The organism is Butyrivibrio hungatei, assembly GCF_900101605.1.
GTDB lineage: Bacteria > Bacillota > Clostridia > Lachnospirales > Lachnospiraceae > Butyrivibrio > Butyrivibrio hungatei_B.
Genome location: NZ_FMUR01000015.1, coordinates 44,879 through 69,388 on the forward strand (window position 1 = coordinate 44,879; position 24,510 = coordinate 69,388).

The window sequence follows — 24,510 nt, forward strand, 5'->3', positions numbered from 1 at the left end:
ATAGAATTATCTCACTTAAGTTGTCCCATAATCCTCCCAGAATTTTTTTTGCTCTGGCTCAAATTTTAATCTTAAATTTTTCCAGATAGACCTTATCTTCATCCAAGAAAACGGTCTCTATATATTCGCCTCCGTTAGAAAGAATAGTTTTTTTACTTGATTCATTTTCAGGAAGACAACTGACAATGATTTCTTCAAAACCAAAGCTCGAAAGAAAATCTACTGCTTTAGCAAGCATTTTTTTTGCATAACCCTTTCTTCTTTCTGATGGGCGAACAGAATATCCAACATGTCCTGTATAATTCTTCATTCTCTCAGTGAGAACGTTGTGAACCTGCATGCAGCCAATCATTTTCATATCAGACTTTCTTATGGCCAGAAGCACATTTCCCCAGGCTCCACGCTCATCTGCTTCCCTTCTGGGATTAGCCCACTCAATGCAATGATCAACATATTCTTTTATATTTGGCATTCTTTTCATAGAAAAACATCCGTCAAAAGAAGAATCAGCATCAAGCATTTCTTGTCTATATGCCGCTATTTCTTTTTCAAAATTCATGGAAGGTTCAACAAAAAGAAGTTCTTCATCCGGTAGATTTTCGCCCGGAATATATTCAACGCTGAATTTCTCACATATTATTTTGGACTCTTGATTAAAAGGCATATCTGTCTCATCAAGACATTCTTTTTTGAGCAAAACTCTGCCCATAATTCTTTTTCTGTCATTATGCTATCCTCGTGTTGTTAGTATGTAGAAATGTCAAAAAACAATGTTCAGCTGACTTTATTTAATGTAAGTCATATTGCATCTATATTTTCTTTATCATGATCATTTCCATAGGCTGTTCATAACCCGGAATATCTACGATAAATCCGCCACAATCCTTGTAACCAAGCTTGCGATAAAAATGTTGTGCATCCTCATCGACCTGAGTAGATGTCATGATCATTCCGTAGCCTTGTGATTTCATATCCTGTTCCCAGTATTCAATCATCTGCTTTCCGTAGCCTTTACTGCGATAAGTAGAATCAATAAAGAGCATTGTGCAAAACGGCGTATTGTCCCAGAAAAGGTTATATCTAAGCATACCGATAACCTTTTCATCTTTAACATAAACATACCCCTGCTTGCATGCTACCTTTTCATCAAATACCGCTTCAGGTAGATGCTTATCGAGGGAGTACCATGATTCTTTATCTTTGAGTTCAACGAGTCTTATCATAGTTATCCTCCGGAAAAAAATATCTCAATTCATTTTTTACGAACACGTCAAATCTGGGCAAAGTAAGTTTAATGATTCCTCTGCCGGAAACATCGATAAGTCCTTTGTTTCTAAGTCTTTCTCTGTACTGTGAGAACTCGTTTTTCTTTTGCTTAGTAAGTTCAAGTAGTTCGGAAACCGGCATGACATCCTTTTTTACTATGAAGGACATGAACCATTTATCTTTTTCAGACAATTCGGACCACATCTTCTTATAAACGTAGTAGCTGAGCGCTTCATCAAATTTTATAAGTACAGATTCGGTTAATTCATGATTTTTTTCTTCCCAGATGTATTTACCCAAGGCTTGATAAGCAAAGGGATAGCCCTTTGTAATAAGTGCCATATCCATTGCTTTTTCTCTATCGATTCCGAATACCTTTGAATACTTCGCAGCAATTAAAGTAAGGTTAAGCGGCTCCATCTCATATTGCGGTGTTCTGTATAAAAAAGTGAGATTCTTTGCATTTTTTAAATTGCTGATGTTTTCATAAAGGCCTGCCATCAGTAGGAAAATAGGCAGTTCTTCTCTTATAAGAATCTGAAAGCTGCTCGCAAATTCTTTCATATAGGCGGTGTTTGACACCTCATCAACAGTTACGAGAACTTTTTTCTTTTTCTTTCGAACTTCTTTAAGCATTATCTCGAGCGCGGATTCAATATCAGCGACAGGAGATTTGGTCTTGAGATTAAGGCCAATTCCGAACTTCGAAAGATTAAGATTTGCATCAACAAATTTTGTCACGAATTCTCTGCTGTCATAGAGCTTACCGACTAAGCTCTCGAGCATATTTCTCTCAGCGTTCAGCCTTATTACGATCCAGTCCTCTGACATGGAAATCTTTTTCTCAATTGCAGTCATGGTTACAGTCTTACCGCTTCCTCTGGTTCCCGTAAGCATGAAGCAAGTATTCTGCGAATCTTCGTCAGTCATCTCCTGAACAATCTCATCGATTATCAGCTCTCTGCTTATATATTGACTTGGTACTTTTCCGAAATTTATTACAAAAGGATTTCGTTCCATATGCTGCTCCTCCTATATACATTTATATACTTTGTGAATGTTTATATACTTCTATATACTTTTAATCTTATTATATACTTTTATATACTTTGCATCAAATACTCATAGCAGTGAATGATTCATACTACACCCCGCGATAATGAATCCTTATTGCCAGACATAAAATCAATTGAATTTTCAACAGGCGCCTCCGATGATACTATGATTCCATCCCAAGCGGACAGAGAATTACAGAAGTATAGGAGAAAAGATATTATGAAAAAGTTAGCAGCAGCACTATTAACAGTCGGTGTTTTTGGAACAATACTTACAGGATGCGGAAGTGAGGAAGCATCATCAACAGAAGCAAATACAGCAGGAGAAGCATCAGCGGAGGCAGGAAGCGAAGCAGGACAGGCTAAAGAAGCGGGAGCAAAGACAACCTACGAGACAGCAAAAGAAAACGGATATATCACTTTTGCAACAGAAGGAACTTACGCACCGTATTCATTCCATGATGAAAGTGATAAGCTCACAGGTTTTGATATCGAAGTTGCACAGGCTATAGCAGACAAGCTCGGCCTTGAAGCAAAGTTCACAGAGACTCAGTGGGACGGAATCATCGCAGGACTTGATGCAGGAAAGTATGATGCCATCGCAAACCAGGTTTCAATCACAGATGAGAGAAAAGAGAAATATCTTTTCTCAGATCCATATACATACGTGTACGGCGTAGTCATAGTAAACGGTGACAACACAGATATAAACAGCTTTGAAGAATTAAAGGGAAAAGATGTTGCACTTACAGTCACAAGTAACTGGGCAGAACTTGCAGAGAGCTATGGCGGAAAGATTGTATCAACAAACGGATTTTCAGAGTCAATCCAGCTTGTAATTCAGGGACGCGCAGATGCAACAGTAAATGACAACGTTACTTTCCTTGACTATAAGGCAAATCAGCCCGATGCAAATGCAAAGGTTGTAGCAACATCTGACGAAGCAACAGAATCTGCAATCCTTATCAGAAAAGACGACAGCGACCTTCAGGAAGCAGTTAACTCCGCACTCAAAGAGATCAGAGATAATGGAACACTTAAGAGCATTTCAGAAAAGTATTTTGGAGAAGATATAACAGTTGCAAAGTAATATTGCAGACAGACGGAGAAATATATGAGCACAAGACTACTTGATATAATAATAAAGGCGCTACCAAATATCGTATTGGCCGGAATCACAGTTACAATTCCGCTGACACTTATCTCTTTTGCAATCGGAATGATACTGGCTATCATAGTAGCAGTGGTCAGAGTGTTGAAGATAAGGGTACTCTCTGAAATATTCAGATTCTACGTATGGGTATTCAGAGGAACGCCGCTACTTGTACAATTGTTTATCATCTTTTACGGATTGCCGGGAGTAGGGCTCAATATTCCTGCACTTCCGTCAGCTATCATAGCATTTTCATTAAACGTGGGAGCATACGCTTCCGAGACGATACGAGGAGCGATAATCTCTGTGCCAAGGAGCCAGACAGAAGGAGCGATTGCATGCGGACTGACATCATGGCAGGCGATATATCATATAGTTCTTCCTCAAGCAATAAAGGCCTGCATACCCGCTCTTTTCAACACTTTTATCTCATTGGTAAAAGATACGTCACTCGCAGCGAACATTACGATAACCGAGATGTTCATGAAGACACAGAGAATCGTTGCAACGACTTACGAACCGCTTGCACTGTACATTGAAGTTGCGCTCATATATCTTTTGTTTAGTACGGGACTTACCTACTTACAAAAGTATGCGGAGAAAAAACTAAGTTATAACTCGAAGAACGCTCAGATAGCATAAAGGAGAAGCAAAGATGATAAAGCTGCAGGGCCTATATAAATCATACGGGGCCAAAAATATATTAAACGGAATAGATATCGAAGTTAATAAGGGAGAAACTGTAGCTATTATCGGGCCTTCGGGCGCAGGTAAATCCACAGCCCTAAGGTGCATCAACATCCTTGAAAGACCTGATAAAGGAACGCTTACCATCGGGGAAAAGAGCTACGACCTTGCCAAACTTACAAGCAAAGAAATTCTGGAGATCAGACAATCAACAGCAATGGTATTTCAGAATTTCAGCCTCTTTGAGAATAAAACAGCGCTTCAGAACATCACCCTTCCGCTTATCAAGGCAAAAAAGATAAATAAAGACGAGGCAGAAAAGATTGCTATTGAGAATCTTACTCAAGTAGGACTTCTTGATTGGAAAGACCACTACCCGTCTCAATTGTCGGGAGGACAGCAGCAAAGAGTGGGCATAGCGCGAGCACTTGCGCTAAATCCCGAAGTGATACTTTTTGACGAGCCTACAAGTGCGCTCGATCCCGAGAAAGTTCAGGACGTACTTGAGATAATAAAAAGAATTTCCAAAGAACAGCACATAACATCCGTGATCGTCACGCATGAGCTTGAATTTGCTCTTGATGTTGCCGATAAGATCATGTTCCTTGCAGACGGAAAAGTAGTTGAAGAAGGAACGGCAAAAGAAGTGCTTAAAAATCCCAAAGACGAGCGAACAGTCAAGTTCCTCGGACATTTTGCGGATAAGCTTGAATATGTGATATAAAGTGAAAAGATGTAGATACTTCCAAAATAGTGTTATCGATTTTTGGACAGTATCTATATTTTTTTACAATTATCTTCAATATGCACACTTGTTTACAAAATATGGTATACTAAAAATAAGTAGGGGGTTATTATGCGATTCCGTACGAAACTTATTATCACTTCAGTAGTGATTGTTATATTCCCGCTTTTCCTTGTGTTTGGATTGTTCCTTGTGGGTGGAAGATATATTGCACAAAAGCAGATATCACAGGAACGGTCAGGGTCTGTGGACTACAATATGGTCTCAAATCCTATCGAAGCTTTTGCAAGGGGAACGGATGAATTAATAAAAGGCATAGAAGCGGAGAGGCTGATTCATCCTTTTATTCTGGAAGATCCCGATGTACTGCGGAGTATTGATGAAGAGGTGGCCTCTTTATATTCATATATAATTGTAAAAAGAGGAGACGTAAGTTTTTATGTCGCCGCTGAAAATGCGGAAGATGCTGAGAGCATTATAAGCGAGCTCAACTACGAAGGTGGCGGCAACAGTATATTTGTATTACCGGAATCAAGATTATTTGTAAGGCAATACAATTTTATTTTTTCAACCGGAGAACCCGGAAGTCTTTATATTATTTCAGGAATAAAAGCAGAATTTCCAAAATCTCTTATTATATATATGGCAGTGTCGATAGTGCTTGTTCTTTTGTTGACGAGTATATTGCTTACGACATGGCTTGGAAGAAGTTTTATTAAACCGATAGATGAGCTGAATATTGCAATGCAGCACATCAAGGACGGTAACTTTGATTACATACTTCCGACAGATATAAAGGAAAAAGGTGAGATAGGTGCTATCTACAGGAACTACGAGGACATGCGCCTTAGGCTCAAAGAATCCGCGGAAGAAAAGATAGAACGAGAACGGCAGAACAGGGAGCTTATCAGTAATATTTCTCATGATCTTAAGACCCCGATAACTGCCATAAAAGGATATTCACAGGGACTTATGGAGGGCGTTGCGGCCAATCCCGATATGCAGCGCAAGTATATTAAGATTATTTATAATAAGGCAAATGACATGAATAATCTTATTAACGAGCTGACGCTATACTCCAGTATTGATAACAACAGAATCCCGTATAATTTTGTAAAGCTGGGTGTTGCGGAGTATTTCGGAGATTGTATCGAAGAGATCGGTGCAGATCTTGAGAGCAAATCCATAAAGCTTAATTATTCAAATCTTACGGGACCGGATACGCAAATAGTTGCAGATCCCGAGCAGCTTAAGAGAGTTGTGAACAACATAGTGAGCAACAGCGTTAAGTATCTGGACAGGGATGACGGAACGGGACAGATCGACATAAGGATATTGGACGAAGTCGATTCGATCCGCGTTGAACTTGAAGATAACGGAAAAGGTATAGCCCAGAAAGACATTCCGAATATCTTCGACAGATTTTACAGAACGGATGCTTCCAGAAACTCCAAGCAGGGCGGAAGCGGAATAGGTCTTTCTATTGTAAAGAAGATCATAGAAGATCATGGCGGATATATATGGGCAACAAGCCATGAGGGAGAGGGAACGTGTATGCATTTCGTGCTCAGAAAGTACATTGAATTTGCAGGTGGTTCCGAAACAGTTACAGTTGACCATAATATTTAAAGAAAGGCAGAAGAGTGTATGAGCAGAATACTTATTGTTGAGGATGAAGAGGCAATTGCTGACCTTGAGAAAGACTATTTAGAACTCAGTGACTTTGAGGTGGCTATCGAAAACACGGGAGATGCGGGACTTCGCACAGCTCTTGCCGAGGAGTTCGATCTTGTGATTTTAGATCTCATGCTTCCCGGAATGGATGGATTCGAAGTTTGTAAGCACATAAGGGAAAAGAAAGATGTGCCGATCCTCATGGTTTCAGCCAAGAAGGATGACATAGACAAAATAAGAGGACTGGGACTTGGAGCAGATGATTACATCACAAAGCCTTTTAGCCCTTCGGAGCTTGTTGCGCGTGTTAAGGCTCACATGGCAAGATACTCAAGACTTGTCGGATCGGGACATGAGAGCAATGACTTTGTTGAGATAAGAGGCCTTAAGATCGACAAGACTGCAAGACGAGTATATGTGGATGATGAGGAAAAGAGCTTTACAACAAAAGAGTTCGACCTTCTCACATTCCTTGCAGAAAATCCGAATCACGTATTTACGAAGGAAGAACTTTTCAGAAAGATCTGGAATATGGATTCCATCGGAGACATTGCAACAGTAACCGTTCATATCAAAAAAATCCGTGAGAAGATTGAGTATGATACATCAAATCCTCAGTACATAGAGACAATCTGGGGCGTAGGTTACAGATTTAAGGTTTGATTTTGTGTTATGCAGTATAGAAAGATTCTTTTGACATTTTATCTGATAATGCTTTCTGCTATCCTTCCTATCTATATGAAGGACGGGTATTATATGCTCGGAGAGGAAAAGTGGAATATATACATGATAATAAGCGCTGCCATCGCGGGGCTTATTATTTTTGCGTACATTTCTGAGTTTATCGAAAAAGGTGTGGAGAAATCCGAGATACGAAGCCTTTTTAAAGTGTTCCTCTGTCTGAATCTGATCAATCTCGCTTTTTCTGTCGATCAAAAAGTAAGTTTCTTTGGGATTGAAGGATGGAGAACGGGATTTATCACAATGTTTCTTATGCTGTTTTTCTGCTTTGCGTATTCTGAGGGCTTATCCACCAACGGATATGTACTTGCCGCAATTTTTATAACTCCCTTTGTCATAAGCATCATAGTTATAGCAGAGCGCTTTGGAATGCATGTTCTAAGCGTATCCGGAACAGATCCTTCATTTGTCGCATGTATCGGTAATATCAATTGGTATGCCGGATATCTTTCAATCTTTGCACCGCTTGGGATCGGATTTGCCGTGACTCGTGAACTTTTTGGAAAAGAGTTCTATTTTTGGAGTTTATACAGCATTGCCCTTATTATGTCACTTCTTGTGCAGGGAAGTGACAGCGCTCTTTTGATACTTATAGGTACTTATGGCCTTCTTATCTGGTACTGCCTCTATGAAAAAGAGAGATTACAGGCGCTCATGATACAACTGTTTATTCTCGGACTTTCCATGTTCGAGGTAAAGATCTTGCTTGGAATATTTCCCGAAAAATATACGTATTCGGATAACATACTTATAAGAATATGCGATATGAACGGCGGAATATTTTTTATGACCGTCGGGCTTTTATCCTACATGTTACTGTCAATCAATAAGGAAGAAGAGGAAGAGAGCTTAAAAGGCGAAAGAAACAGAAGGATATACAGGACTGTTGTATCCGTTATTGCAACTGCCGCACTTATATTTGTGATGTTAAGATTTGACGATATTGCGGGAAACGGACGCGGAACAATCTGGCGCGTGACTCTTGATATGTACAAAGAACTGCCTTCTTTCAGGAAAATTATCGGTGTGGGAAGGGATTGTTTTAGTACCTATGCCTATTCAAAGCCTGCACGGGCCGAAATCTTGATAAATGAGTTTGGAGAAAACAGACTTACAAACGCGCACAGTATTTTCCTTACAGAGCTTATAGAAGGCGGTCTTGCGGGACTTGTCGGATTACTTTTCCTTGCCTTCTATGTTCTTGGAAGCCTAAAAAAATGCAATAAAGAAAAGGGGCCCGCAGCTATTATCTGCGCGCTCCCTATAGTTTCATATTATCTTAACGGAATGGTGTCTTTTTCCCAGGTGTTATCAACACCCTATGCGTTCATCTGCTTGGGAATCGGGCTGTATGTGGCAAACAGCGGCGAATCACAGATCGGGAACGGGGATTGATTCATCGAGTTCATGGAAAAAAGTTCTTGTCTTAATGATGCCCCTGACGGCGTCATTGTATTCATAGAGGAAATGTTCGTTTATATTCTCTTCTCCATACATCATGACACGTCCGGAATAAGCTTGAAGGATGGAGATATAGCGCTTATCCTGATCGAACATATTAAGAATCTCATCTTTTCTTCGACGGGGATGCTTTGCAGCAAATTTTCTTATGTCCAGCTGCAGATCCACCGGAAGATTCTTCTCATTTTCTTTTACCGAATGAAGAATCTCGTCGTATTTCTTTTCGTCGATCTTTTCAAATCTGTCGACAAATTCCATACAGCATCCGTTGTCGGGCAATAAGAGCCTGACTCTGTCATTGCCAAAAACATCTTCAATAACTGCAACAATGTTGGGTACAACCGGTTTTCCACTGTAATCAAGTAAAATGACTTTATCACCTTTTTTGTACATGGGCACCTCGCTTTTTCCGTAAAAGACAGCCGATGTTTCAATTTCATTATAACATAATTATTAACAAAATTGCGAATGTTTTTTCGTAATTTTAAGTTATTTTTAGGTTCGGCTAATAAAATTTTTAAGGAGGTGAGAAACTCAATCGGAAAGGAGAAGGAATGGCAGGGTTCAAAGATGTGTTTCAAAGAATTGAAGTTAAATATCTGCTTAATGATGAGCAATATACAAAGCTCATGAAAAAGCTTGAAAATATGGCAAAAGTAGACTGCTACGGTAAGACTTCCATACAGAACATTTATTTTGACACACCTGACTATAAACTGATCGAGAGATCTCTTGAAAAGCCCGTTTATAAGGAAAAGCTTCGACTAAGAAGCTACGGAACGGCCAAAGATGATACGACATCTTTTATCGAGATCAAGAAGAAGTTTAAGGGGGTTGTTTATAAAAGAAGAATTTCCATGCCATATTCGGAAGCTGTTGACTATCTTGTAAATCACAAGGAACCTAAGGAAAAGTCTCAGATCTCTAATGAGATAGACTATTTTCTTAAGTACTACAAAGGGATTGCCCCTGCGATGGTTATTTCGTATGACCGAATCGCGATGGTGGGCATAAACGATCCTGAACTAAGAATCACATTTGATACAAATATCAGATGGAGGACTGATAAGCTTAGCCTCAAGGAAAGTACTTCCGGGCATGAGATCTTGCTTCCGGGACAACACCTTATGGAGCTTAAGATCGCAGGAGCCATGTCTCCTGAACTTGCTAAGATCCTTGATGAACTTAATATCAGAAAGACTTCTTTTTCCAAGTACGGAAGAGGATATCTTGAGTACATGTATGGCCAGACGGCTGAGATGGCTGAAAAGGGCATCGTACCCAAGAAAGAAGACAAATCTAAGATTGTTGCACTGCGTAGAGCGGTTTAACAAAAGACATAATGACAAGTTGAAGGGAGTATTGACAGCATGACAACGACAGACATAGTTTTCGGCACAATAATGCCTAACGGCACGATTACAGGTTTGACTTTTATTATCTCTATTCTATGTTCTTTGGCAATTGGCGTATATATAGCATTTATGTACACCATAAAAAATGATTACACCGGTAGCTTTGTAATGGCGTTGGCGCTGATACCGGCAATCGTACAGGTTATCATCATGTTGGTAAACGGAAATATAGGAGCCGGAGTTGCGGTAGCGGGAGCGTTCTCATTGGTCCGCTTCAGATCGGCACCGGGTTCCGGAAAAGAGATAACAAGCATATTCCTTTCAATGGCGGCAGGTTTGGCAACCGGAATGGGATACATTGGAATCGCAGTAATCTTTGTGGTTACTATTACACTTGCAAACCTGATATTTACCAACATTAATATGTTTAACGGAGCTAACGGGGAAAAATATCTCAAGATCACAGTTCCTGAGGGACTTGATTTTGAAGGAATATTTGATGACATATTTGAAAGATATACTAACAAGGCTGAGCTGATGGAGGTCAGAACCACAGCAATGGGAAGTCTTTACAGACTCAGCTATAAAATTACGCTGCGAGCAAAAACCTCTACAAAGAGTATGCTCGATGAAATGCGTGAAAGAAATGGCAATCTGGAGATTATCTGTTCGAGGTCTATAGCTTCAAAGACTGAGGAATTGTAATCTCAAAAAATACTTTTTTCTTGCTCGAAGGATGCACGAAACCAAATCGGTAGCAGGCAAGACACACGTTTGTTTTTCCCGATCTTTCGGAATACTCAAGGGACTCTTTTGTTCCGTATTTCCTGTCGCCGAGGATGGGATGCCCCATGTGAGCAAGCTGTACCCTGATCTGGTGGAAACGCCCGGTCTGAAGCTTTATTTTCAAAAGCGATGAGTTTTCATCTCTTTGCATAACCTCATAGTCAAGGACAGCTTTCTTTATCTCTCCGGAAAAAATACGCTGTTCTTGGCCCTTACCCAGGATGATGGTCTGGTTCTTTAGTGAGTTTGCCTCCTTTCTACTCACTACGAGCGCCAGGCCATCGTTCTGTTTTCTTACAAGAAGATCTTCAAGATGTCCGGCGTCGTCAGCTACATTTCCGTAGCAAAGGGCATAGTAATACTTATCGGTGGTGTGCTCTTTTATCTGCTTGGCGATAAAAGTGGCCGCCGCTTTATTTTTGGCAACAACAACGACACCCTCCACGGGCTGATCCAGTCTATAGAGGGTTCCGACGTATGGAGGCTTGCCGGTTTTACCGGCCGCTCTGTTCTTGCGCGCAAGGTAGTTGCGAATGTTACTTACAAGGTCCATCTTTCCGACGGTGGCGCCTTCAGTGGCCATTCCTGCAGGCTTGTGGCAAACAATAATGTCATTGTCTTCATGTATTATATTAAGAGTATTATTCATATTACCTATTTATTCTTCTGAGTATTTTTGTTCTGTGATTTCGGAAGGGTTACGACAAATCTTATTATCTTATCGCCGTCACGTATCGCTTCGATCGTTCCCCCGTGGGAAGTGACGATAGCTCTTGCAACGGAAAGACCTATGCCGTATCCGCCCGTTTCTCTGCTTCTTGAGTAATCGGCTCTGTAGAACCTGTCAAAAAGTCTGTCCAGATTACCGTAAGGAATTGTATCACAGGTATTGGAAACTTCAAAGACAATGTGTTTTCCCATTGAAAGAAGAACATGGATGCTTCCGTTCTGAGACGAATATTTAAAGGCATTGTCTATAAGTAAACAGGCGAGCTGGTTCATTGAGCTCTTATTTCCTACGATATGTATTCCGTCTGGGATGTCAATCTTATATTTTTTTTCTTGCGATTCAGCGATTGGTTCAAAAGAAATAGCGGCATCTTTAAGCGTTTCGCTGAGGTCAAAGTCTGTAAATACAACGTGCATCCTCTCTTCATCCAGTCTGGAAAGAGTCAGCATATTTTTTACAAGACTGTTCATGCGCTTTAGCTGATTTCTTATGCTTGAAGTCCACTCGTTTTTGCCCTGCTCAAGCTCAAGAACGTCGATATTTGCGGAGATTACGGCAAGAGGAGTTTTGAGCTCGTGTCCTGCGTCTGTGATAAATCTCTTTTGCTTCTCCAAGGATTCGACGGCGGGTGCAACAGCCTGTCCGGAAAAAAGAAATACCAAAATAAACATGGCGATAAGAGCAAGTATGCCGATCGCCAGTGACTGGACCATAAGTTGTTTGGCATTTATTATCGCGGTACTCAGATCAAGGAAAAGAAGAAGCTTCGTGCCGTCCGAGGCATCGGATATCAGATATCTGTAGGAATGATAAAAGCCGAGTTTTCTTGAGTTTGAAAAGTACAGATCTTTTGCATATTGCTCGGCGATATCGTGCGAAACTGATGCGATGTGGACGGTATTAATTTTTATCGTATTGGCATGAGAATCCATTTTTACCCAGAAATATCTTGCCTGAAAGGGCGTTTCCGCGGAATGATTTGAATTGATCACTTCCCAATCGAATGCACCCGGTGTTTTAAAGGAAGAAGTGGCTTTTGTAGCTTTGGAAATAATCTTTGCAGGAAAATATCCGTTGTTTGATGAAAGGAGCGCAAGAGTGTCATCTGCATCAGAAACGACCTGATGCATGTTGATGGCGTTTATTATGCCGATCATTGTAACAAGAATCAGGAGCAGTGAAAGAATAGCGGTTATAACAAATTTTTTTCTTAATTTATTTACCATTTTACAGCTCCGGTTTACCTGGTTTAATCACATTTATTGAATATCCGATTCCTCTGCAGGCCGTTATTTCGCAGTTTGCATGAAGAGAAAGGATTTTTTTTCGAAGATTTGAGATGTTTACCCACACAACATTTACGTCGGCTTCGCCGTCAGACCAGATATGTGACATAAAGGTATCAACGGAGACAATCCTACCGGGAGTATCCATGAGCATTTCCATCATCTGAAATTCGCGTCCCGCAAGCCGTATACGCTTGTGATTCGGAGTGGACAGCTCATATACGTTCCTATCAAGCGTCAGATTTCCGCAAGTCAGATTGACCGGTGAAAAATCAGATTTTCTTCGAAGCATTGCACGAATCCTGGCGAGAAGTTCGCCCATGTCGAAAGGCTTTGTAAGATAGTCGTCGGCACCAAGATCCAGACCCTTTATACGGTCATCGACATCGGATTTTGCAGTCAAAAAAAGAACGGGAGTAGATATTCCTCTGTTTCGCAGCTGTCTAAGGACCTCCGTTCCATCAAGCCCGGGCATCATAATGTCCAGGATTATTCCGTCGTAGTTTCCCGTAAGCGCGTAGTCTAAGGCATCTGTCCCGTTGTAGACAGCGTCTACCGTGTAGCTGCTGTGTTTCAATATAGCTACGAGGGCGTTGGATAATTCTTTTTCGTCATCAGCAAGAAGCAGTCGCATGTGTGATCCTCCGTTCCTCCGCAAAGGGATTTCCTTTTCAAGATAATTTTACCATATTGAGAGAAGGATAAAAGAAAATTAAAAACAAATATATGTATAAAATATGAACGATTTATCAATAGTTTGGTCATTTTCAGTCCATATTTTTAATGTAGAATATTTATAAATGAATTTTAAGAAACAGGGAGTCAGAAAAATGCACGGAAAACGAGTATTCTCCATAAAAATATCCTTAATAATGGCATTTTGTTTTATTTTTAATTTGGCCGCATGGAAAAGTGCGGCCTTTTCTGACTTCTACGTTACGAACATTTATCCAAGGATAACATCGGTGTACGGAGCGCTTACAAGCCGCTTTGCTTTTTCGGTAGGCGAGATCATGCTGGTGATACTTGTTGTATTTACAGCCTTTGCGCTTTTATTCATAGCCTTACATACTTTATTCTGGATCTATTCAAGAAGTGCTTTAAAAAAGGGCCGTGGATTCTATCGTGCAGATAGAGTGTTTAAGAGAATTTCCGGAATTCTTCACAGAGTATCTCCGATAGTTATGGCGATAGTATGCACGATAATGTCGCTCAACTGCTTTGTTCTGTATCATACGTCCAAGCTTGAGGTGGCAAAAGCGGGTTATATAAGAGAATACGATCTTGCACAGCTTGCGGAACTGCGAGACTACGTGGTTAAAAAATGTAATGAACTTGCAGAGCAGGTTCCTCACGATGAAAGAGGAAATGTTATATATTGCGGAAACATGGAAACTCAGGCTATCCGTGCAATGAAAAATCTTGAGGGAGAATTTCCGAGGCTTGGAGGATTTTATGTTACGCCCAAGCCGCTTCATTTCTCAGGTTTTATGAGTCAGCAATATATGCAGGGATATTACTTCCCGTTCTCTATGGAAGCAAACTATAACGACACGATGTCTATAATGAATAAGCCATTTACCATGTGTCATGAACTTGCGCACACACACGGATATATATATGAAGATGAAGCGAACTTCCTGGGATTTCTGGCTTGTATAAAATCTGATGACATTGTGTTTAGATACAGTGGATATCTGGGAGTTCTTAATTATATAAACAATGATTTTTATAATGCAGTCAGCAAGCAGGAATATAAGTCACATGTGAAAATATCGGACAGAGTAAAGTACGACAACCAGTTCCTTACCAAGGAAGCGTGGGTTGAAGTTGAAAAGAAAGCCGTAGTTAAGACGGCAACGGTTAAAAAAGCGGCTGAAACCTTCATAGATACCAATCTTAAAGTAAACGGAGTGCTTTCCGGAAAAGTCAGTTATTGTCATGTAGTTGCACTTATCATGGATTACTATTACAATGAGCCCGAGTATGCAGAAAATGAATCGGGGGACAAAATATGAAGATTAACAGGTTGATTTGCGGAGCAGGAACGCTTATGACGGCGCTCCTGCTTGTCGCGTGTAAACCTTCACCGGAGAAACTAAGCGAAGCGGAGGCTTTAAAGGCAGCTCTTGTTGAAGCCAAGAATAATGCGGAAAATACATATCTTGACATAACAGATTCAAGCCTACGGGGAACTCTTGATGAACTAGCGCAGAAAGAAAGCGCTATAGAAAATAAAGATTTTTCCAAACTAAGTGACAGTATGCTGGAATATTATGTTCCCAAGATGACCGAGCTTACCGGGGAATATCAGAGTATACAGCTGACGCTTGATGCAAAACTTGCCGAAGATAATGCCAAAAGAGAAGCGGCCTTAAAAGAGGCAATGCTAAACGCAACTGTCATAAACAACACGGAATTCACGATAACGGAGATGGTTCTTCATGATATGACAAGTGATGAATACTCTGCAAACCTGCTTGGCGATGGGATAACGGTTGCTGCGGGATATACACTTGTCGGTGTCGATCTTGATATCAAAATAGACAGTGCACAGTGGGAAATTGTCATAAAAGATGACGGGGGAAAGGCATATTCGTTTGTCTGCGGGGACTTTAATCAGGCTTCAAGAGAGGGTATATACATAACACTTAGCTATGATTCAACAGCCGGAACAGGGGTCGCAGACATTCAAAATCAATAAAATTTGTGAGAATTGCACAAAATATTAAGGAAATCTTAAGATATTATGCGACGATTTGTCGGTGACATTCTTCATTTCACAATATATAATCTATAACTGTACTGAAGCAATTGTTTGCAATAATTCGTAATTGCAAAGTATGCAGAAAAGAGGAGAATATATTATGAAGAAGAATATCGTTACATTACTTTCAGTTTTAACACTTTCAGCAGCAGTTCTTGCTGGTTGCGGCGAAGCAGCAGACGCAGCTACAGAGGAGACATCTGTAGAGGCATCAGTAGAAGCTTTCTCAGTTGAAGAGGCAGCTACAGAAGAGACAACAGAAGAAGCTACAGACGCATCTTCAGATGCTTCATCAGACGCTTCATCTGAGGCATCTTCAGACGCTTCATCAGAGGCATCTTCAGACGCAGCAGCAGACGCTTCATCAGCAAAATAATAATAGCTAATTCAATTAGATTTATTAAACAACAGGTAACACTAGTTTAATCAATTGCTTTAGTCAGTACATAAGAAACCCCGATGCATATGCATCGGGGTATTTTCATGCTTTGTTATATGTTTTTTCTATAATGCGATTCCAAGGACGTCAAGCAAAGCGCCTACGACAGTTCCTATAAGGAACAAAAGAATAGCGATTCTGATATTTTCTTTTTTATTGTTATTAACTCTGAACAGTATCAAAAGTCCGATTCCGGCTCCAACCAAAAGACCGGACATCATGGTTCCGAAAGTGATCATCTTATCAAGATATAAGGTTGTGATTATAACCGATGCCGCACAATTTGGGATGAGACCTATAATTCCCGCAAGAAGGTGACTGAGCACCGGACTTGTCTTAAGCAGTTCCGATAATTTATCTTCACCGATAAGCTCAATCGCAAATCCCAATATCAAAGTAAGAACAAGAACAAAAGCAAAAATATGGATCGTATGGACAAATGCAGATTTCACGATTCCGATAAAACCGCTGTGATCGTCTTCTTCGCAGTGACAATGCTCTTTTTCACAAAGGGCATTTATCTGAACCGGATCGTCAAGCCGCTTATTGTGATTCATATGATGCCAGTGTACAACGGCGTCTATAATAAAACCTGCAATAATTCCGATAACTGCCTTTATCAGTAATATCTTTATCATGATCGGCGCCGGAACCTGCTCAGATATAAAGAGCGGGATCATCTCATCCGAAGTCGAAAGATATATTGCTATAAGCGTTCCGAGCGTTATGACTCTTCCTGCATACAGGTTTGAAGCAGCCGCTGAAAATCCGCACTGAGGGAAAACTCCAATAAGTCCGCCCCATAAAGGCCCGAAATATTCTGTTTTTTGGACAATCGCAGACGTATATTCCTGAGTCTTGTGCTCCAGATATTCCATTAAAAGATAAGTTATAAAAAGAAAGGGGAGTATCTTAAGAGAATCGATAAGCGCGTCCATGACAACATCGATAAACAGTTCCATGAATTAACTCCTTGCTAATTAAAGAAAGAAAAAAGGGTAAAAAAAAATCAGTAAAGCGGGTGATGGGAATCGAACCCACGTATCTAGCTTGGAAGGCTAGTGTTCTACCATTGAACTACACCCGCACGGTACTGACAAGATTGTATTTTAAATACTTTTATGTAGTATGTCAAGGGGTTTTATGATAAACTTTAGATTGTTTGAAAATTGACAACAGAAATATGAGGTGTTATTATATTTCCTACCAAGTTGGTAGGAAAACATAGAAAGGAAAATTATCATGTCAGATACGTCTTTATTACAGGTAAAAAACTTATCTGTTTCAATAGATAACGAGTTGCCGATTCTGCACAAGATCAGTTTAGATATAAAGCCGGGAGAGACTCATGTTCTCATGGGACCTAACGGAGCAGGAAAGTCCACACTTGGATATTCTCTTATGGGAAATCCTCATTACTGTGTGACAGAGGGAAATATTATTTTTGACGGGCAGGATATTACAGATATTTCTGCAGATAAGAGAGCTAAGGCCGGAATGTTCCTGTCATTCCAGAATCCACACGAGATTCCGGGAATTTCACTTAGCAGCTTTATAAGAAATTCTTTTCATGCTCAGACAGGTGCACCTGTAAAGCTCATGGCTTTCCAGAAATCACTTAAGTCAGCTATGGAAGTTCTTTCTATGGATGAGTCCTACGCAGACAGAGATCTTAACGTTGGGTTCTCAGGCGGTGAGAAAAAGAAAGCAGAGATTCTTCAGCTTCTTATGCTCAATCCCAAGCTTGCGATTCTTGACGAAACAGATTCGGGACTTGATGTTGATGCTGTAAGAACAGTATCTAAGGGCATTCAGGAGTATCAGAAGAAAAAGGACGGAGCACTTCTTATAATCACACATAGCACCAAGATCCTTGAGGCACTTCATGTTGATTATACACACGTGCTTGTAAAAGGAAAACTTGTTTGCACAGGTGACGGATCACTTGTTGACGAGATCAACGCTAACGGATTTGAGAAGTTTATCTCAGAAGCTGAATAACAGAGGATTGATATGAGCGATAACAAACAGAAAGTGGTTGAGATAGACCGCAGCGCATATGAATTTAAAGATATAGAGACAGAAAAAGACTTTTACAGAATGCAGGAAGGTCTTGATGAAGAAACTGTATTAAAGGTTTCTGCGGAAAAGAACGATCCTGAATGGATGAGAGATTTCAGACTCAAGTGTTTGAAGCTCTACAACGAGATGGAGATGCCCAAGTGGGGCCCAAGTATTGAAGGCCTTGATATGGACAGGATCACATCATATGTAAGACATAAGTCTGATATGAAGAATAACTGGGAAGATGTCCCCGAGGATATCAAGAACACTTTTGAAAGACTCGGTATTCCTCAGGCAGAGAGAGAGTCTCTTGCAGGTGTAGGTGCTCAGTATGATTCTGAACTTGTATATCACAATGTAAAAGATGAAGTTGCTGCTCAGGGTGTTATATATACAGATCTTGAGAGCGCTATGAGAACAGAATACGCAGACATGATCAAGAGCCACTTTATGACTCTTATACCGCCTACGGATCACAAATTTGCCGCACTTCACGGAGCGGTATGGTCAGGTGGATCATTCGTATATGTACCTAAGGGAGTTAAGGTAGACATTCCCCTTCAGTCATATTTCAGACTTAATGCGGCAGGAGCGGGACAGTTCGAGCATACACTCATAATTGTCGATGAAGGTGCGGACCTTCATTTTATAGAGGGATGTTCGGCGCCCAAGTACAATGTAGCCAATCTCCACGCCGGAGCGGTAGAACTCTTTGTGGCTAAGAATGCAAGACTTCGTTATTCAACAATAGAGAACTGGTCCAAGAATATGTACAACCTTAATACCAAGAGAGCTCTTATTGAAGAGAACGGAATCATGGAGTGGGTATCGGGATCGTTTGGATCTCATACGGGATATCTTTATCCCATGACAATCCTTAAGGGTGATCATTCCAAGATGGAATTTACCGGTATCACTTTTGCCGGAAAAGGTCAGAACCTTGATACAGGAGCAAAGGTAGTACATCAGGGTGTTGGAACGACATCGGTTATCAATTCCAAGTCAATTTCCAAGGACGGCGGAATAGGAACATACAGAAGCAGCGTTGTAATTCAGAGTTCGGCTAAAAAGGCAAAAGCATCGGTTTCTTGTGACTCACTCATGGTTGACAGTATTTCAAGAGCGGATACCATTCCCGGAATGGATATCAGAACTGATGATGCTGATGTAGGACACGAGGCTAAGATTGGAAGAATCAGTGATGACGCAATTTTTTATCTTATGTCCAGAGGAATCAGTGAAGAAGAGGCTAAGGCGATGATCGTAAGCGGATTTGCCAATCCTGTATCTAAGGAACTTCCGCTTGAGTATGCAGTTGAGATGAATAACCTTATAAAGCTTGAAATGAGCGGACATTAAGAAGGGATTTCACATGAACAAAGATTTGAACATGAAGGTTAATGTGCTGCCTGTTCTGACATATGGTTTTCTGAAAGTCAATGACAGCACAGTTTCCGAATCGGATATAAAAATAGACAGCTTTGAAACTCCGGATGCAGTCAAGATGCCGAAGGGTGTAGATGTAAGACGCGGAGTTGATTTTACGGAAGCGGGCGAAATATTCATAAGAAATAAAGACAGGATCATGTATACCACAGGTGATTTTGCAGGGCCTAACGCAGATACATCCGGAAGAAATGACGGACAGGCAATCAGAACGGGCATGGGAATCGATGTGGACGAGCTCATGATCTCTGCAGGCGCAAAGTGTGATGTGTATACGGTTGAGGAAAATGTCAAAGTTTCCGAGCCCGTTATCATAGAGTACAAGATGAAAGACGGCGAGGGATGTATATCATCGCAGGTCATTCATGCCAAGAAAGATTCTGAGATAAGCGTTATTCTTGTGTATGAGTCAGAGAAAGAGTTCGGCGGATTCCACGGGATCAGCACAAGACTTCTTGCTGAAGAGGGTGCAAAGATAAATATATATAAGATTCAGATGCTTGGCGATAAGTTCATTCATTTCGATGATATCGGCGGTGCCTGTTTTAAGGGCGGATCGATCGGCGTTACAACGTTGGAACTTGGAGCAGAGAAGACCTGGGCAGGTTGTCTTGTGAACCTTGTTGAAAAAGATGCTGAGCTTATATCTAACATGGGATATCTCGTTAGATACAATAATTTCCTTGATGTGAATTACATCGCAGACCAGAGAGGAAAAAATACAAACTCAGTCATGCACGCAAAAGGAGTTCTGATGGATTCCGCAACAAAGGTATTCAGAGGAACAATTGATTTTAAAAACGGAAGCTCGGGATCGGCAGGTGATGAGCAGGAAGATACACTTATGCTGAGCCCTGATGTTATAAACCGCAGCATGCCCGTGATACTTTGTCAGGAAGAAGATGTTGACGGAAGACACGGCGCAACAATAGGACAGCTTGGCGAGGACTTGTTGTTCTATATGCAGACAAGAGGAATCGATGAGGAAAATGCAAAACGCATGATGATCAGGGCAAGACTTGACAGCGTTGCAAGAACGATTCCCGATAAGGAACTGGAACAGAGAGTTATATTCTACATTCAGAATATTATTTAACAGGTAGGAAAAGAAAATGGCTAACATCGGAGATTATCGAAAAGACTTCGATATATTAAATTCAGGTGACTATGTATATTTTGATAATGCGGCTACTTCCCAGAGACCGAATCAGGTTCTGGATGCAATATCAAATTTTTATCGCACGGCTAATGCCAACCCGCTCAGAGGTTTATACGACTGGAGTATAGCGGCAACTGATATGTACGAAGATTCAAGGCGTGTTGTTGCGGATTTTATAGGCGCGGCAACTCCCGAGGAAATTATTTTTACAAGAAATACATCCGAATCTCTTAATCTTGTGGCATACAGCTACGGGCTTGATAATGTATCAGAAGGAGATGAAGTTGTTATCTCAGTGATGGAACATCACAGCAATATATTGCCCTGGCAGATGGTATGCAGGAAGAAAAATGCAAAACTTGTATATCTTGAGCCTGATGAAGAGGGCGTTATCTCCAAGGAAGAGTATGAGAGCAAGATAACAGACAGGACAAAGGTTGTGGCTATCGGGCATGTTTCCAATGTCATGGGTGTTACCAATCCTGTAAAAGAAATTGTGGCATATGCAAAGTCTAAGGGAGCAATCGTAGTAGTAGACGGCGCTCAGTCGACACCTCATATGAAGATCAATGTACAGGATCTTGGTGCGGATTTCTTTGCATTTTCCGGACACAAGATGCTCGGACCTATGGGAATCGGTGTTCTGTACGGAAGAAAAGAGCTTTTGGAAAATATGTCTCCCTTCCTTACAGGCGGAGAAATGATTGAGTATGTTACAAGGACAGATGCTACTTATGCGGAGCTTCCTCATAAGTTTGAGGCAGGTACTGTAAACGCATCCGGAGCGGTTGGACTTGCCGAAGCAATCAGATACCTTCAAAACGTCGGTTTTGAGGCCATAGAGGCGCAGGAACAGAAACTTACGGCACTTCTTATGGAAGGCATGTCAAAACTTCCGTATATCAAGATATATGGATCAAAAGATCCCAAGAAACATTGCGGAATAGTTACATTTACAATCGACGGTGTGCACCCGCATGATATTTCATCGGTGCTTAACGACGATCATGTATGTATCAGAGCAGGACATCACTGTGCACAGCCACTTATGCAGTTTATCGGAGAAGGATCTACCGCACGTGCAAGTTTGTACTTCTATAATACAGAAGAAGAGGTTAAAATATTCTTGGAGAAACTTGCAAAGGTTAGGGAGGTCATGGGATATGGAGCTTAAGCAGTTATATCGCGAGATAGTTAATGAGCATAATCTGCGCCCTGTACACAAAGGTAAATTAGAAAATCCGGATCTTGTAATGCGTGGAATAAACCCAAGCTGTGGTGATGATATCACATTGCAGCTTAAGGTTGAAAACGGCGTTATTACAGATGGAAAATATATCGGAAGCGGATGTGCGATCTCACAGGCTTCTGTAGATATGATGGTTGATCAGATAATCGGAAAGAGCAAAGAAGATGCCATTAAGCTTGCCGAGACTTTTATGGGCATGATAAAGGGCGATATTACGGACGAGGAGAGCATAGAGTCCCTTGATGAAGCTGCTTCGCTTCAGGACGTAAGACATATGCCTGCAAGAGTTAAATGTGCCGTTCTGGGATGGCATACCATGCAGGAGATGTTGGAACATCCGGAAAAAGCAGTTGATAAAGTCGAAGAATAAAAAATATGCCGCAAAGAAAAATCTTTAATCGGATTATTTCTCTGCGGCATTTCTTTTTTTTCAAAAATGCAGAAAAAAAGTACCATCCTCATAGGATATACCTACAAAAACAGTACTCGGCGTGCGCTGCCAGGGTCTCGAACCCTGGACAACCTGATTAAGAGTCAGGTGCTCTACCAACTGAGCTAGCAGCGCATTCGTTATTTAGCGGCTTTGCCGTATCTCAACGACAAGTGATATGTTACTACGCCTAAAAAAGAATTGCAAGTGTTTTTTTGAAAAAAAATAAAAAAAATTCATTTTTTTTTAAATTCGCATATCTGTGAGGATATATTTGTGGTAAATTAGATGTTATGAAAAAATTCAAAAATGCAATTTTGAAAAATGTGGAAGGTGTGTAAATGATATTTGATACGCATGTTCATTACGATGACAGACAGTATGATGAAGACAGAGAGATACTCATTTCTTCTTTGGCAGAGAAAGGAATCGGAAATGTTGTAAATATAGGTGCGGATATGGCATCAAGTGAAAGAGCACTTGAGCTGGCCCATAAGTACGGATTTATATATGCGGCAGTCGGAGTACATCCCAGTGAAGTGGAAGAGCTTAATGATGAAGCCATGGACCGATTAAAAGCATGGAGTGCGGATGAAAGATGTGTTGCTATAGGAGAGATAGGACTTGATTATCACTGGCCCGATCCTGCGCCCGAGATTCAGAAGAAGTGGTTTGTCAGACAGCTTGATCTTGCAAGGGAAGTAAAGCTCCCTGTTGTTATCCATTCAAGGGATGCCGCAAAAGACACGATGGATATAATGCATAGCGAGCATGCGGAAGATATAGGCGGAGTGGTGCACTGTTTTTCATATTCAAAAGAAATTGCAAAAGAATGTGTGGATATGGGCTTCTATATAGGAGTCGGAGGAGTGGTGACATTTAAGAATGGCAAGAAGCTGAGAGAAGTAGTAGACCGGATACCTATGGAAAAGATACTTCTTGAGACGGATTGTCCGTATCTTTCCCCTGAACCGCACAGAGGGGAGCGTAACAGCTCTTTAAACCTGCCTTACGTGGTAAAAGAGATAGCAAACATAAAAGGAATCAGCGAAGAAGACGTAATACGTATTACAGAAGAAAATGCAAAGCGTATGTACGGCCTAATGACGGAGGTATAAATGGCATATCTTGGAAATGCAGCACGCACAAAGGAAGTGTTGAGCAAATACAATATGAGCGCCAAGAAAAAGTTTGGACAGAACTTTCTTATAGACAGCGGGGTACTTGACGGTATAGTTGAGGCTTCCGGAGTCACCAAAGAAGATTGTGTCCTTGAAATAGGACCCGGTATAGGAAGCCTTACCCAGTATCTGGCAGAGGCTGCAAAGAGGGTTGTATCCGTTGAGATAGATAAGACACTTATTCCTGTTTTGAACGATACATTGTCTGAATATGACAACGTTACGATAATCAATGAAGATATTCTTAAGGTAGACATAGAGAGCATTGTAAAAGAATACAACGAAGGAAGGGCAATAAAGGTTGTTGCCAATCTTCCATACTATATAACCACTCCGATAATAATGAAGCTCTTTGAGAGCGGCGCACCTATCGACAGCATTACTGTCATGGTGCAGAAGGAAGTTGCAGACAGAATGGTGATGGGACCCGGAAATAAGGACTATGGTTCACTTTCTCTGGCTGTGGGATATTATGCCAAAGCGACGGCGGTAATGAATGTTCCGCCCGGAAGCTTTATTCCGCAGCCCAACGTGGGTTCGGCAGTTGTGCATCTTAAAAGATATGAGAAGCCGGCGGTAGAAGTCGGCAACGAAAAGTATATGTTCGAGATAATAAGAACAGCATTTAATCAGAGGAGGAAGACACTTTCAAATTCTCTTTCAAACAACCCTTCTCTCAAGGTTACAAGACAGCAGGTTCAAGATGCGTTAACTGAGATAAATATTGACGAAAAAGCAAGGGGAGAAATTCTTTCGCTTACGCAATTTGCGCGACTTTCAGACATTTTACAAAGATAAGGTGCTTATGTTAAACTAACACTGGATATAGTTGGGGC

26 protein-coding genes and 2 tRNA genes are annotated in these 24,510 nt (G+C 40.9%); 18 read left to right on the forward strand and 10 right to left on the reverse strand.

Translation table 11 applies throughout. The annotated features are described in order from the left end of the window. Positions 1 to 58: 58 nt before the first annotated feature. From BLP87_RS12015 to BLP87_RS12025, 3 genes are all read right to left on the reverse strand, one after another. On the reverse strand, positions 59 to 709 hold the full coding sequence (locus BLP87_RS12015) for a GNAT family N-acetyltransferase (RefSeq protein WP_083334599.1): 651 nt from the start codon (positions 707 to 709) through the stop codon (positions 59 to 61). Between the two features lie 100 nt (positions 710 to 809). Beyond that, the gene (locus BLP87_RS12020; RefSeq protein ID WP_074462887.1) at positions 810 to 1,223 is read right to left on the reverse strand and encodes a GNAT family N-acetyltransferase; all 414 of its coding nucleotides are present in this window, start codon (positions 1,221 to 1,223) and stop codon (positions 810 to 812) included. Further along, positions 1,207 to 2,286, reverse strand: a complete 1,080-nt coding sequence (locus tag BLP87_RS12025; protein WP_074462888.1) for an ATP-binding protein — start codon at positions 2,284 to 2,286, stop codon at positions 1,207 to 1,209. The genes BLP87_RS12020 and BLP87_RS12025 overlap by 17 nt, the downstream gene beginning before the upstream one ends. A 255-nt stretch (positions 2,287 to 2,541) precedes the next feature. Between BLP87_RS12025 and BLP87_RS12030 the strand changes: the two genes are divergently transcribed. The 6 genes from BLP87_RS12030 (at position 2,542) to BLP87_RS12055 (ending at position 8,716) form a co-directional block, all read left to right on the forward strand. Then, positions 2,542 to 3,411, forward strand: coding sequence for an amino acid ABC transporter substrate-binding protein (locus BLP87_RS12030; RefSeq protein ID WP_074462889.1), 870 nt, complete (start codon positions 2,542 to 2,544; stop codon positions 3,409 to 3,411). A 24-nt stretch (positions 3,412 to 3,435) separates the two neighbouring features. Next, a complete protein-coding gene (locus BLP87_RS12035) occupies positions 3,436 to 4,116 on the forward strand; it encodes an amino acid ABC transporter permease (RefSeq protein ID WP_074462890.1) in 681 nt (226 codons plus the stop codon). Positions 4,117 to 4,129: 13 nt separating this feature from the next. Then, the gene (locus BLP87_RS12040; protein WP_074462891.1) at positions 4,130 to 4,885 is read left to right on the forward strand and encodes an amino acid ABC transporter ATP-binding protein; all 756 of its coding nucleotides are present in this window, start codon (positions 4,130 to 4,132) and stop codon (positions 4,883 to 4,885) included. Positions 4,886 to 5,017: 132 nt separating this feature from the next. After that, positions 5,018 to 6,535 carry a sensor histidine kinase gene (locus BLP87_RS12045; RefSeq protein WP_074462892.1) on the forward strand — a complete coding sequence of 506 codons (1,518 nt, stop codon included), beginning with the start codon at positions 5,018 to 5,020 and terminating at the stop codon, positions 6,533 to 6,535. A gap of 18 nt (positions 6,536 to 6,553) precedes the next feature. After that, on the forward strand, positions 6,554 to 7,243 hold the full coding sequence (locus tag BLP87_RS12050) for a response regulator transcription factor (protein ID WP_026656260.1): 690 nt from the start codon (positions 6,554 to 6,556) through the stop codon (positions 7,241 to 7,243). 9 nt (positions 7,244 to 7,252) lie between these two features. Continuing rightward, positions 7,253 to 8,716, forward strand: coding sequence for an O-antigen ligase family protein (locus BLP87_RS12055; RefSeq protein ID WP_074462893.1), 1,464 nt, complete (start codon positions 7,253 to 7,255; stop codon positions 8,714 to 8,716). Here the strand turns inward: BLP87_RS12055 and BLP87_RS12060 are convergent. Continuing rightward, on the reverse strand, positions 8,693 to 9,175 hold the full coding sequence (locus tag BLP87_RS12060; protein ID WP_074462894.1) for a hypothetical protein: 483 nt from the start codon (positions 9,173 to 9,175) through the stop codon (positions 8,693 to 8,695). The genes BLP87_RS12055 and BLP87_RS12060 overlap by 24 nt on opposite strands. A 161-nt stretch (positions 9,176 to 9,336) precedes the next feature. Here BLP87_RS12060 and BLP87_RS12065 point away from each other — a divergent pair, with 161 nt between their 5' ends. Next, positions 9,337 to 10,113 (forward strand): polyphosphate polymerase domain-containing protein, encoded by a 777-nt coding sequence (locus tag BLP87_RS12065; RefSeq protein ID WP_074462895.1) that lies wholly within the window; start codon positions 9,337 to 9,339, stop codon positions 10,111 to 10,113. Between the two features lie 39 nt (positions 10,114 to 10,152). Beyond that, positions 10,153 to 10,842 (forward strand): DUF4956 domain-containing protein, encoded by a 690-nt coding sequence (locus tag BLP87_RS12070; protein WP_074462896.1) that lies wholly within the window; start codon positions 10,153 to 10,155, stop codon positions 10,840 to 10,842. Here BLP87_RS12070 and BLP87_RS12075 read toward each other — a convergent pair. From BLP87_RS12075 to BLP87_RS12085, 3 genes are read right to left on the reverse strand one after another with little or no spacing between them, the layout of a single operon-like run. Next, on the reverse strand, positions 10,814 to 11,572 hold the full coding sequence (locus tag BLP87_RS12075; RefSeq protein ID WP_074462897.1) for an RluA family pseudouridine synthase: 759 nt from the start codon (positions 11,570 to 11,572) through the stop codon (positions 10,814 to 10,816). The two genes, BLP87_RS12070 and BLP87_RS12075, sit on opposite strands and share 29 nt — an antisense overlap. A 5-nt stretch (positions 11,573 to 11,577) precedes the next feature. Further along, on the reverse strand, positions 11,578 to 12,879 hold the full coding sequence (locus BLP87_RS12080) for a sensor histidine kinase (RefSeq protein ID WP_074462898.1): 1,302 nt from the start codon (positions 12,877 to 12,879) through the stop codon (positions 11,578 to 11,580). Position 12,880: 1 nt separating this feature from the next. Then, the gene (locus tag BLP87_RS12085) at positions 12,881 to 13,573 is read right to left on the reverse strand and encodes a response regulator transcription factor (protein ID WP_074462899.1); all 693 of its coding nucleotides are present in this window, start codon (positions 13,571 to 13,573) and stop codon (positions 12,881 to 12,883) included. Positions 13,574 to 13,769: 196 nt separating this feature from the next. On the opposite strand from BLP87_RS12085, the gene BLP87_RS12090 reads away from it, so the two are divergent. From BLP87_RS12090 to BLP87_RS12100, 3 genes are all read left to right on the forward strand, one after another. Next, positions 13,770 to 14,957, forward strand: coding sequence for a DUF3810 domain-containing protein (locus BLP87_RS12090; RefSeq protein ID WP_074462900.1), 1,188 nt, complete (start codon positions 13,770 to 13,772; stop codon positions 14,955 to 14,957). Further along, positions 14,954 to 15,643, forward strand: a complete 690-nt coding sequence (locus BLP87_RS12095) for a hypothetical protein (protein WP_074462901.1) — start codon at positions 14,954 to 14,956, stop codon at positions 15,641 to 15,643. The genes BLP87_RS12090 and BLP87_RS12095 overlap by 4 nt, the downstream gene beginning before the upstream one ends. Before the next feature lie 163 nt (positions 15,644 to 15,806). Continuing rightward, positions 15,807 to 16,082 (forward strand): hypothetical protein, encoded by a 276-nt coding sequence (locus BLP87_RS12100; RefSeq protein WP_026513471.1) that lies wholly within the window; start codon positions 15,807 to 15,809, stop codon positions 16,080 to 16,082. A 128-nt stretch (positions 16,083 to 16,210) separates the two neighbouring features. Here the strand turns inward: BLP87_RS12100 and BLP87_RS12105 are convergent, their stop codons facing one another. Then, a complete protein-coding gene (locus tag BLP87_RS12105) occupies positions 16,211 to 17,107 on the reverse strand; it encodes a putative manganese transporter (RefSeq protein ID WP_074462902.1) in 897 nt (298 codons plus the stop codon). Between the two features lie 54 nt (positions 17,108 to 17,161). Further along, a tRNA-Gly gene (locus tag BLP87_RS12110) sits at positions 17,162 to 17,232 on the reverse strand. 155 nt (positions 17,233 to 17,387) lie between these two features. Between BLP87_RS12110 and sufC the strand changes: the two genes are divergently transcribed. From sufC to sufU, 5 genes are read left to right on the forward strand one after another with little or no spacing between them, the layout of a single operon-like run. After that, positions 17,388 to 18,146: a Fe-S cluster assembly ATPase SufC gene (gene sufC, locus BLP87_RS12115; RefSeq protein WP_074462903.1), complete on the forward strand. Its 759-nt coding sequence runs from the start codon at positions 17,388 to 17,390 to the stop codon at positions 18,144 to 18,146. A 12-nt stretch (positions 18,147 to 18,158) separates the two neighbouring features. After that, a complete protein-coding gene (gene sufB / locus BLP87_RS12120; RefSeq protein ID WP_074462904.1) occupies positions 18,159 to 19,568 on the forward strand; it encodes a Fe-S cluster assembly protein SufB in 1,410 nt (469 codons plus the stop codon). A 13-nt stretch (positions 19,569 to 19,581) separates the two neighbouring features. Continuing rightward, positions 19,582 to 20,751, forward strand: coding sequence for a SufB/SufD family protein (locus tag BLP87_RS12125; protein ID WP_074462905.1), 1,170 nt, complete (start codon positions 19,582 to 19,584; stop codon positions 20,749 to 20,751). A gap of 16 nt (positions 20,752 to 20,767) precedes the next feature. Continuing rightward, positions 20,768 to 21,988 carry an aminotransferase class V-fold PLP-dependent enzyme gene (locus BLP87_RS12130; protein WP_074462906.1) on the forward strand — a complete coding sequence of 407 codons (1,221 nt, stop codon included), beginning with the start codon at positions 20,768 to 20,770 and terminating at the stop codon, positions 21,986 to 21,988. Beyond that, on the forward strand, positions 21,978 to 22,433 hold the full coding sequence (gene sufU, locus BLP87_RS12135) for a Fe-S cluster assembly sulfur transfer protein SufU (RefSeq protein ID WP_026656238.1): 456 nt from the start codon (positions 21,978 to 21,980) through the stop codon (positions 22,431 to 22,433). The genes BLP87_RS12130 and sufU overlap by 11 nt, the downstream gene beginning before the upstream one ends. A gap of 122 nt (positions 22,434 to 22,555) precedes the next feature. Here sufU and BLP87_RS12140 read toward each other — a convergent pair. Further along, positions 22,556 to 22,628, reverse strand: a tRNA-Lys gene (locus BLP87_RS12140). A 206-nt stretch (positions 22,629 to 22,834) separates the two neighbouring features. On the opposite strand from BLP87_RS12140, the gene BLP87_RS12145 reads away from it, so the two are divergent. Continuing rightward, positions 22,835 to 23,611, forward strand: a complete 777-nt coding sequence (locus BLP87_RS12145; protein WP_074462907.1) for a TatD family hydrolase — start codon at positions 22,835 to 22,837, stop codon at positions 23,609 to 23,611. Further along, on the forward strand, positions 23,612 to 24,472 hold the full coding sequence (gene rsmA / locus BLP87_RS12150) for a 16S rRNA (adenine(1518)-N(6)/adenine(1519)-N(6))-dimethyltransferase RsmA (protein WP_074462908.1): 861 nt from the start codon (positions 23,612 to 23,614) through the stop codon (positions 24,470 to 24,472). Positions 24,473 to 24,510 lie beyond the last annotated feature (38 nt).

What these genes read in the sequence shown, in the direction of transcription:
- BLP87_RS12015 (WP_083334599.1), bottom strand. Translation starts at nt 709, where the DNA reads ATGGGCAGAGTTTTGCTCAAAAAAGAATGTCTTGATGAGACAGATATG.
- BLP87_RS12020 (WP_074462887.1), bottom strand. Translation starts at nt 1,223, where the DNA reads ATGATAAGACTCGTTGAACTCAAAGATAAAGAATCATGGTACTCCCTC.
- BLP87_RS12025 (WP_074462888.1), bottom strand. Translation starts at nt 2,286, where the DNA reads ATGGAACGAAATCCTTTTGTAATAAATTTCGGAAAAGTACCAAGTCAA.
- BLP87_RS12030 (WP_074462889.1), top strand. Translation starts at nt 2,542, where the DNA reads ATGAAAAAGTTAGCAGCAGCACTATTAACAGTCGGTGTTTTTGGAACA.
- BLP87_RS12035 (WP_074462890.1), top strand. Translation starts at nt 3,436, where the DNA reads ATGAGCACAAGACTACTTGATATAATAATAAAGGCGCTACCAAATATC.
- BLP87_RS12040 (WP_074462891.1), top strand. Translation starts at nt 4,130, where the DNA reads ATGATAAAGCTGCAGGGCCTATATAAATCATACGGGGCCAAAAATATA.
- BLP87_RS12045 (WP_074462892.1), top strand. Translation starts at nt 5,018, where the DNA reads ATGCGATTCCGTACGAAACTTATTATCACTTCAGTAGTGATTGTTATA.
- BLP87_RS12050 (WP_026656260.1), top strand. Translation starts at nt 6,554, where the DNA reads ATGAGCAGAATACTTATTGTTGAGGATGAAGAGGCAATTGCTGACCTT.
- BLP87_RS12055 (WP_074462893.1), top strand. Translation starts at nt 7,253, where the DNA reads ATGCAGTATAGAAAGATTCTTTTGACATTTTATCTGATAATGCTTTCT.
- BLP87_RS12060 (WP_074462894.1), bottom strand. Translation starts at nt 9,175, where the DNA reads ATGTACAAAAAAGGTGATAAAGTCATTTTACTTGATTACAGTGGAAAA.
- BLP87_RS12065 (WP_074462895.1), top strand. Translation starts at nt 9,337, where the DNA reads ATGGCAGGGTTCAAAGATGTGTTTCAAAGAATTGAAGTTAAATATCTG.
- BLP87_RS12070 (WP_074462896.1), top strand. Translation starts at nt 10,153, where the DNA reads ATGACAACGACAGACATAGTTTTCGGCACAATAATGCCTAACGGCACG.
- BLP87_RS12075 (WP_074462897.1), bottom strand. Translation starts at nt 11,572, where the DNA reads ATGAATAATACTCTTAATATAATACATGAAGACAATGACATTATTGTT.
- BLP87_RS12080 (WP_074462898.1), bottom strand. Translation starts at nt 12,879, where the DNA reads ATGGTAAATAAATTAAGAAAAAAATTTGTTATAACCGCTATTCTTTCA.
- BLP87_RS12085 (WP_074462899.1), bottom strand. Translation starts at nt 13,573, where the DNA reads ATGCGACTGCTTCTTGCTGATGACGAAAAAGAATTATCCAACGCCCTC.
- BLP87_RS12090 (WP_074462900.1), top strand. Translation starts at nt 13,770, where the DNA reads ATGCACGGAAAACGAGTATTCTCCATAAAAATATCCTTAATAATGGCA.
- BLP87_RS12095 (WP_074462901.1), top strand. Translation starts at nt 14,954, where the DNA reads ATGAAGATTAACAGGTTGATTTGCGGAGCAGGAACGCTTATGACGGCG.
- BLP87_RS12100 (WP_026513471.1), top strand. Translation starts at nt 15,807, where the DNA reads ATGAAGAAGAATATCGTTACATTACTTTCAGTTTTAACACTTTCAGCA.
- BLP87_RS12105 (WP_074462902.1), bottom strand. Translation starts at nt 17,107, where the DNA reads ATGGAACTGTTTATCGATGTTGTCATGGACGCGCTTATCGATTCTCTT.
- sufC (WP_074462903.1), top strand. Translation starts at nt 17,388, where the DNA reads ATGTCAGATACGTCTTTATTACAGGTAAAAAACTTATCTGTTTCAATA.
- sufB (WP_074462904.1), top strand. Translation starts at nt 18,159, where the DNA reads ATGAGCGATAACAAACAGAAAGTGGTTGAGATAGACCGCAGCGCATAT.
- BLP87_RS12125 (WP_074462905.1), top strand. Translation starts at nt 19,582, where the DNA reads ATGAACAAAGATTTGAACATGAAGGTTAATGTGCTGCCTGTTCTGACA.
- BLP87_RS12130 (WP_074462906.1), top strand. Translation starts at nt 20,768, where the DNA reads ATGGCTAACATCGGAGATTATCGAAAAGACTTCGATATATTAAATTCA.
- sufU (WP_026656238.1), top strand. Translation starts at nt 21,978, where the DNA reads ATGGAGCTTAAGCAGTTATATCGCGAGATAGTTAATGAGCATAATCTG.
- BLP87_RS12145 (WP_074462907.1), top strand. Translation starts at nt 22,835, where the DNA reads ATGATATTTGATACGCATGTTCATTACGATGACAGACAGTATGATGAA.
- rsmA (WP_074462908.1), top strand. Translation starts at nt 23,612, where the DNA reads ATGGCATATCTTGGAAATGCAGCACGCACAAAGGAAGTGTTGAGCAAA.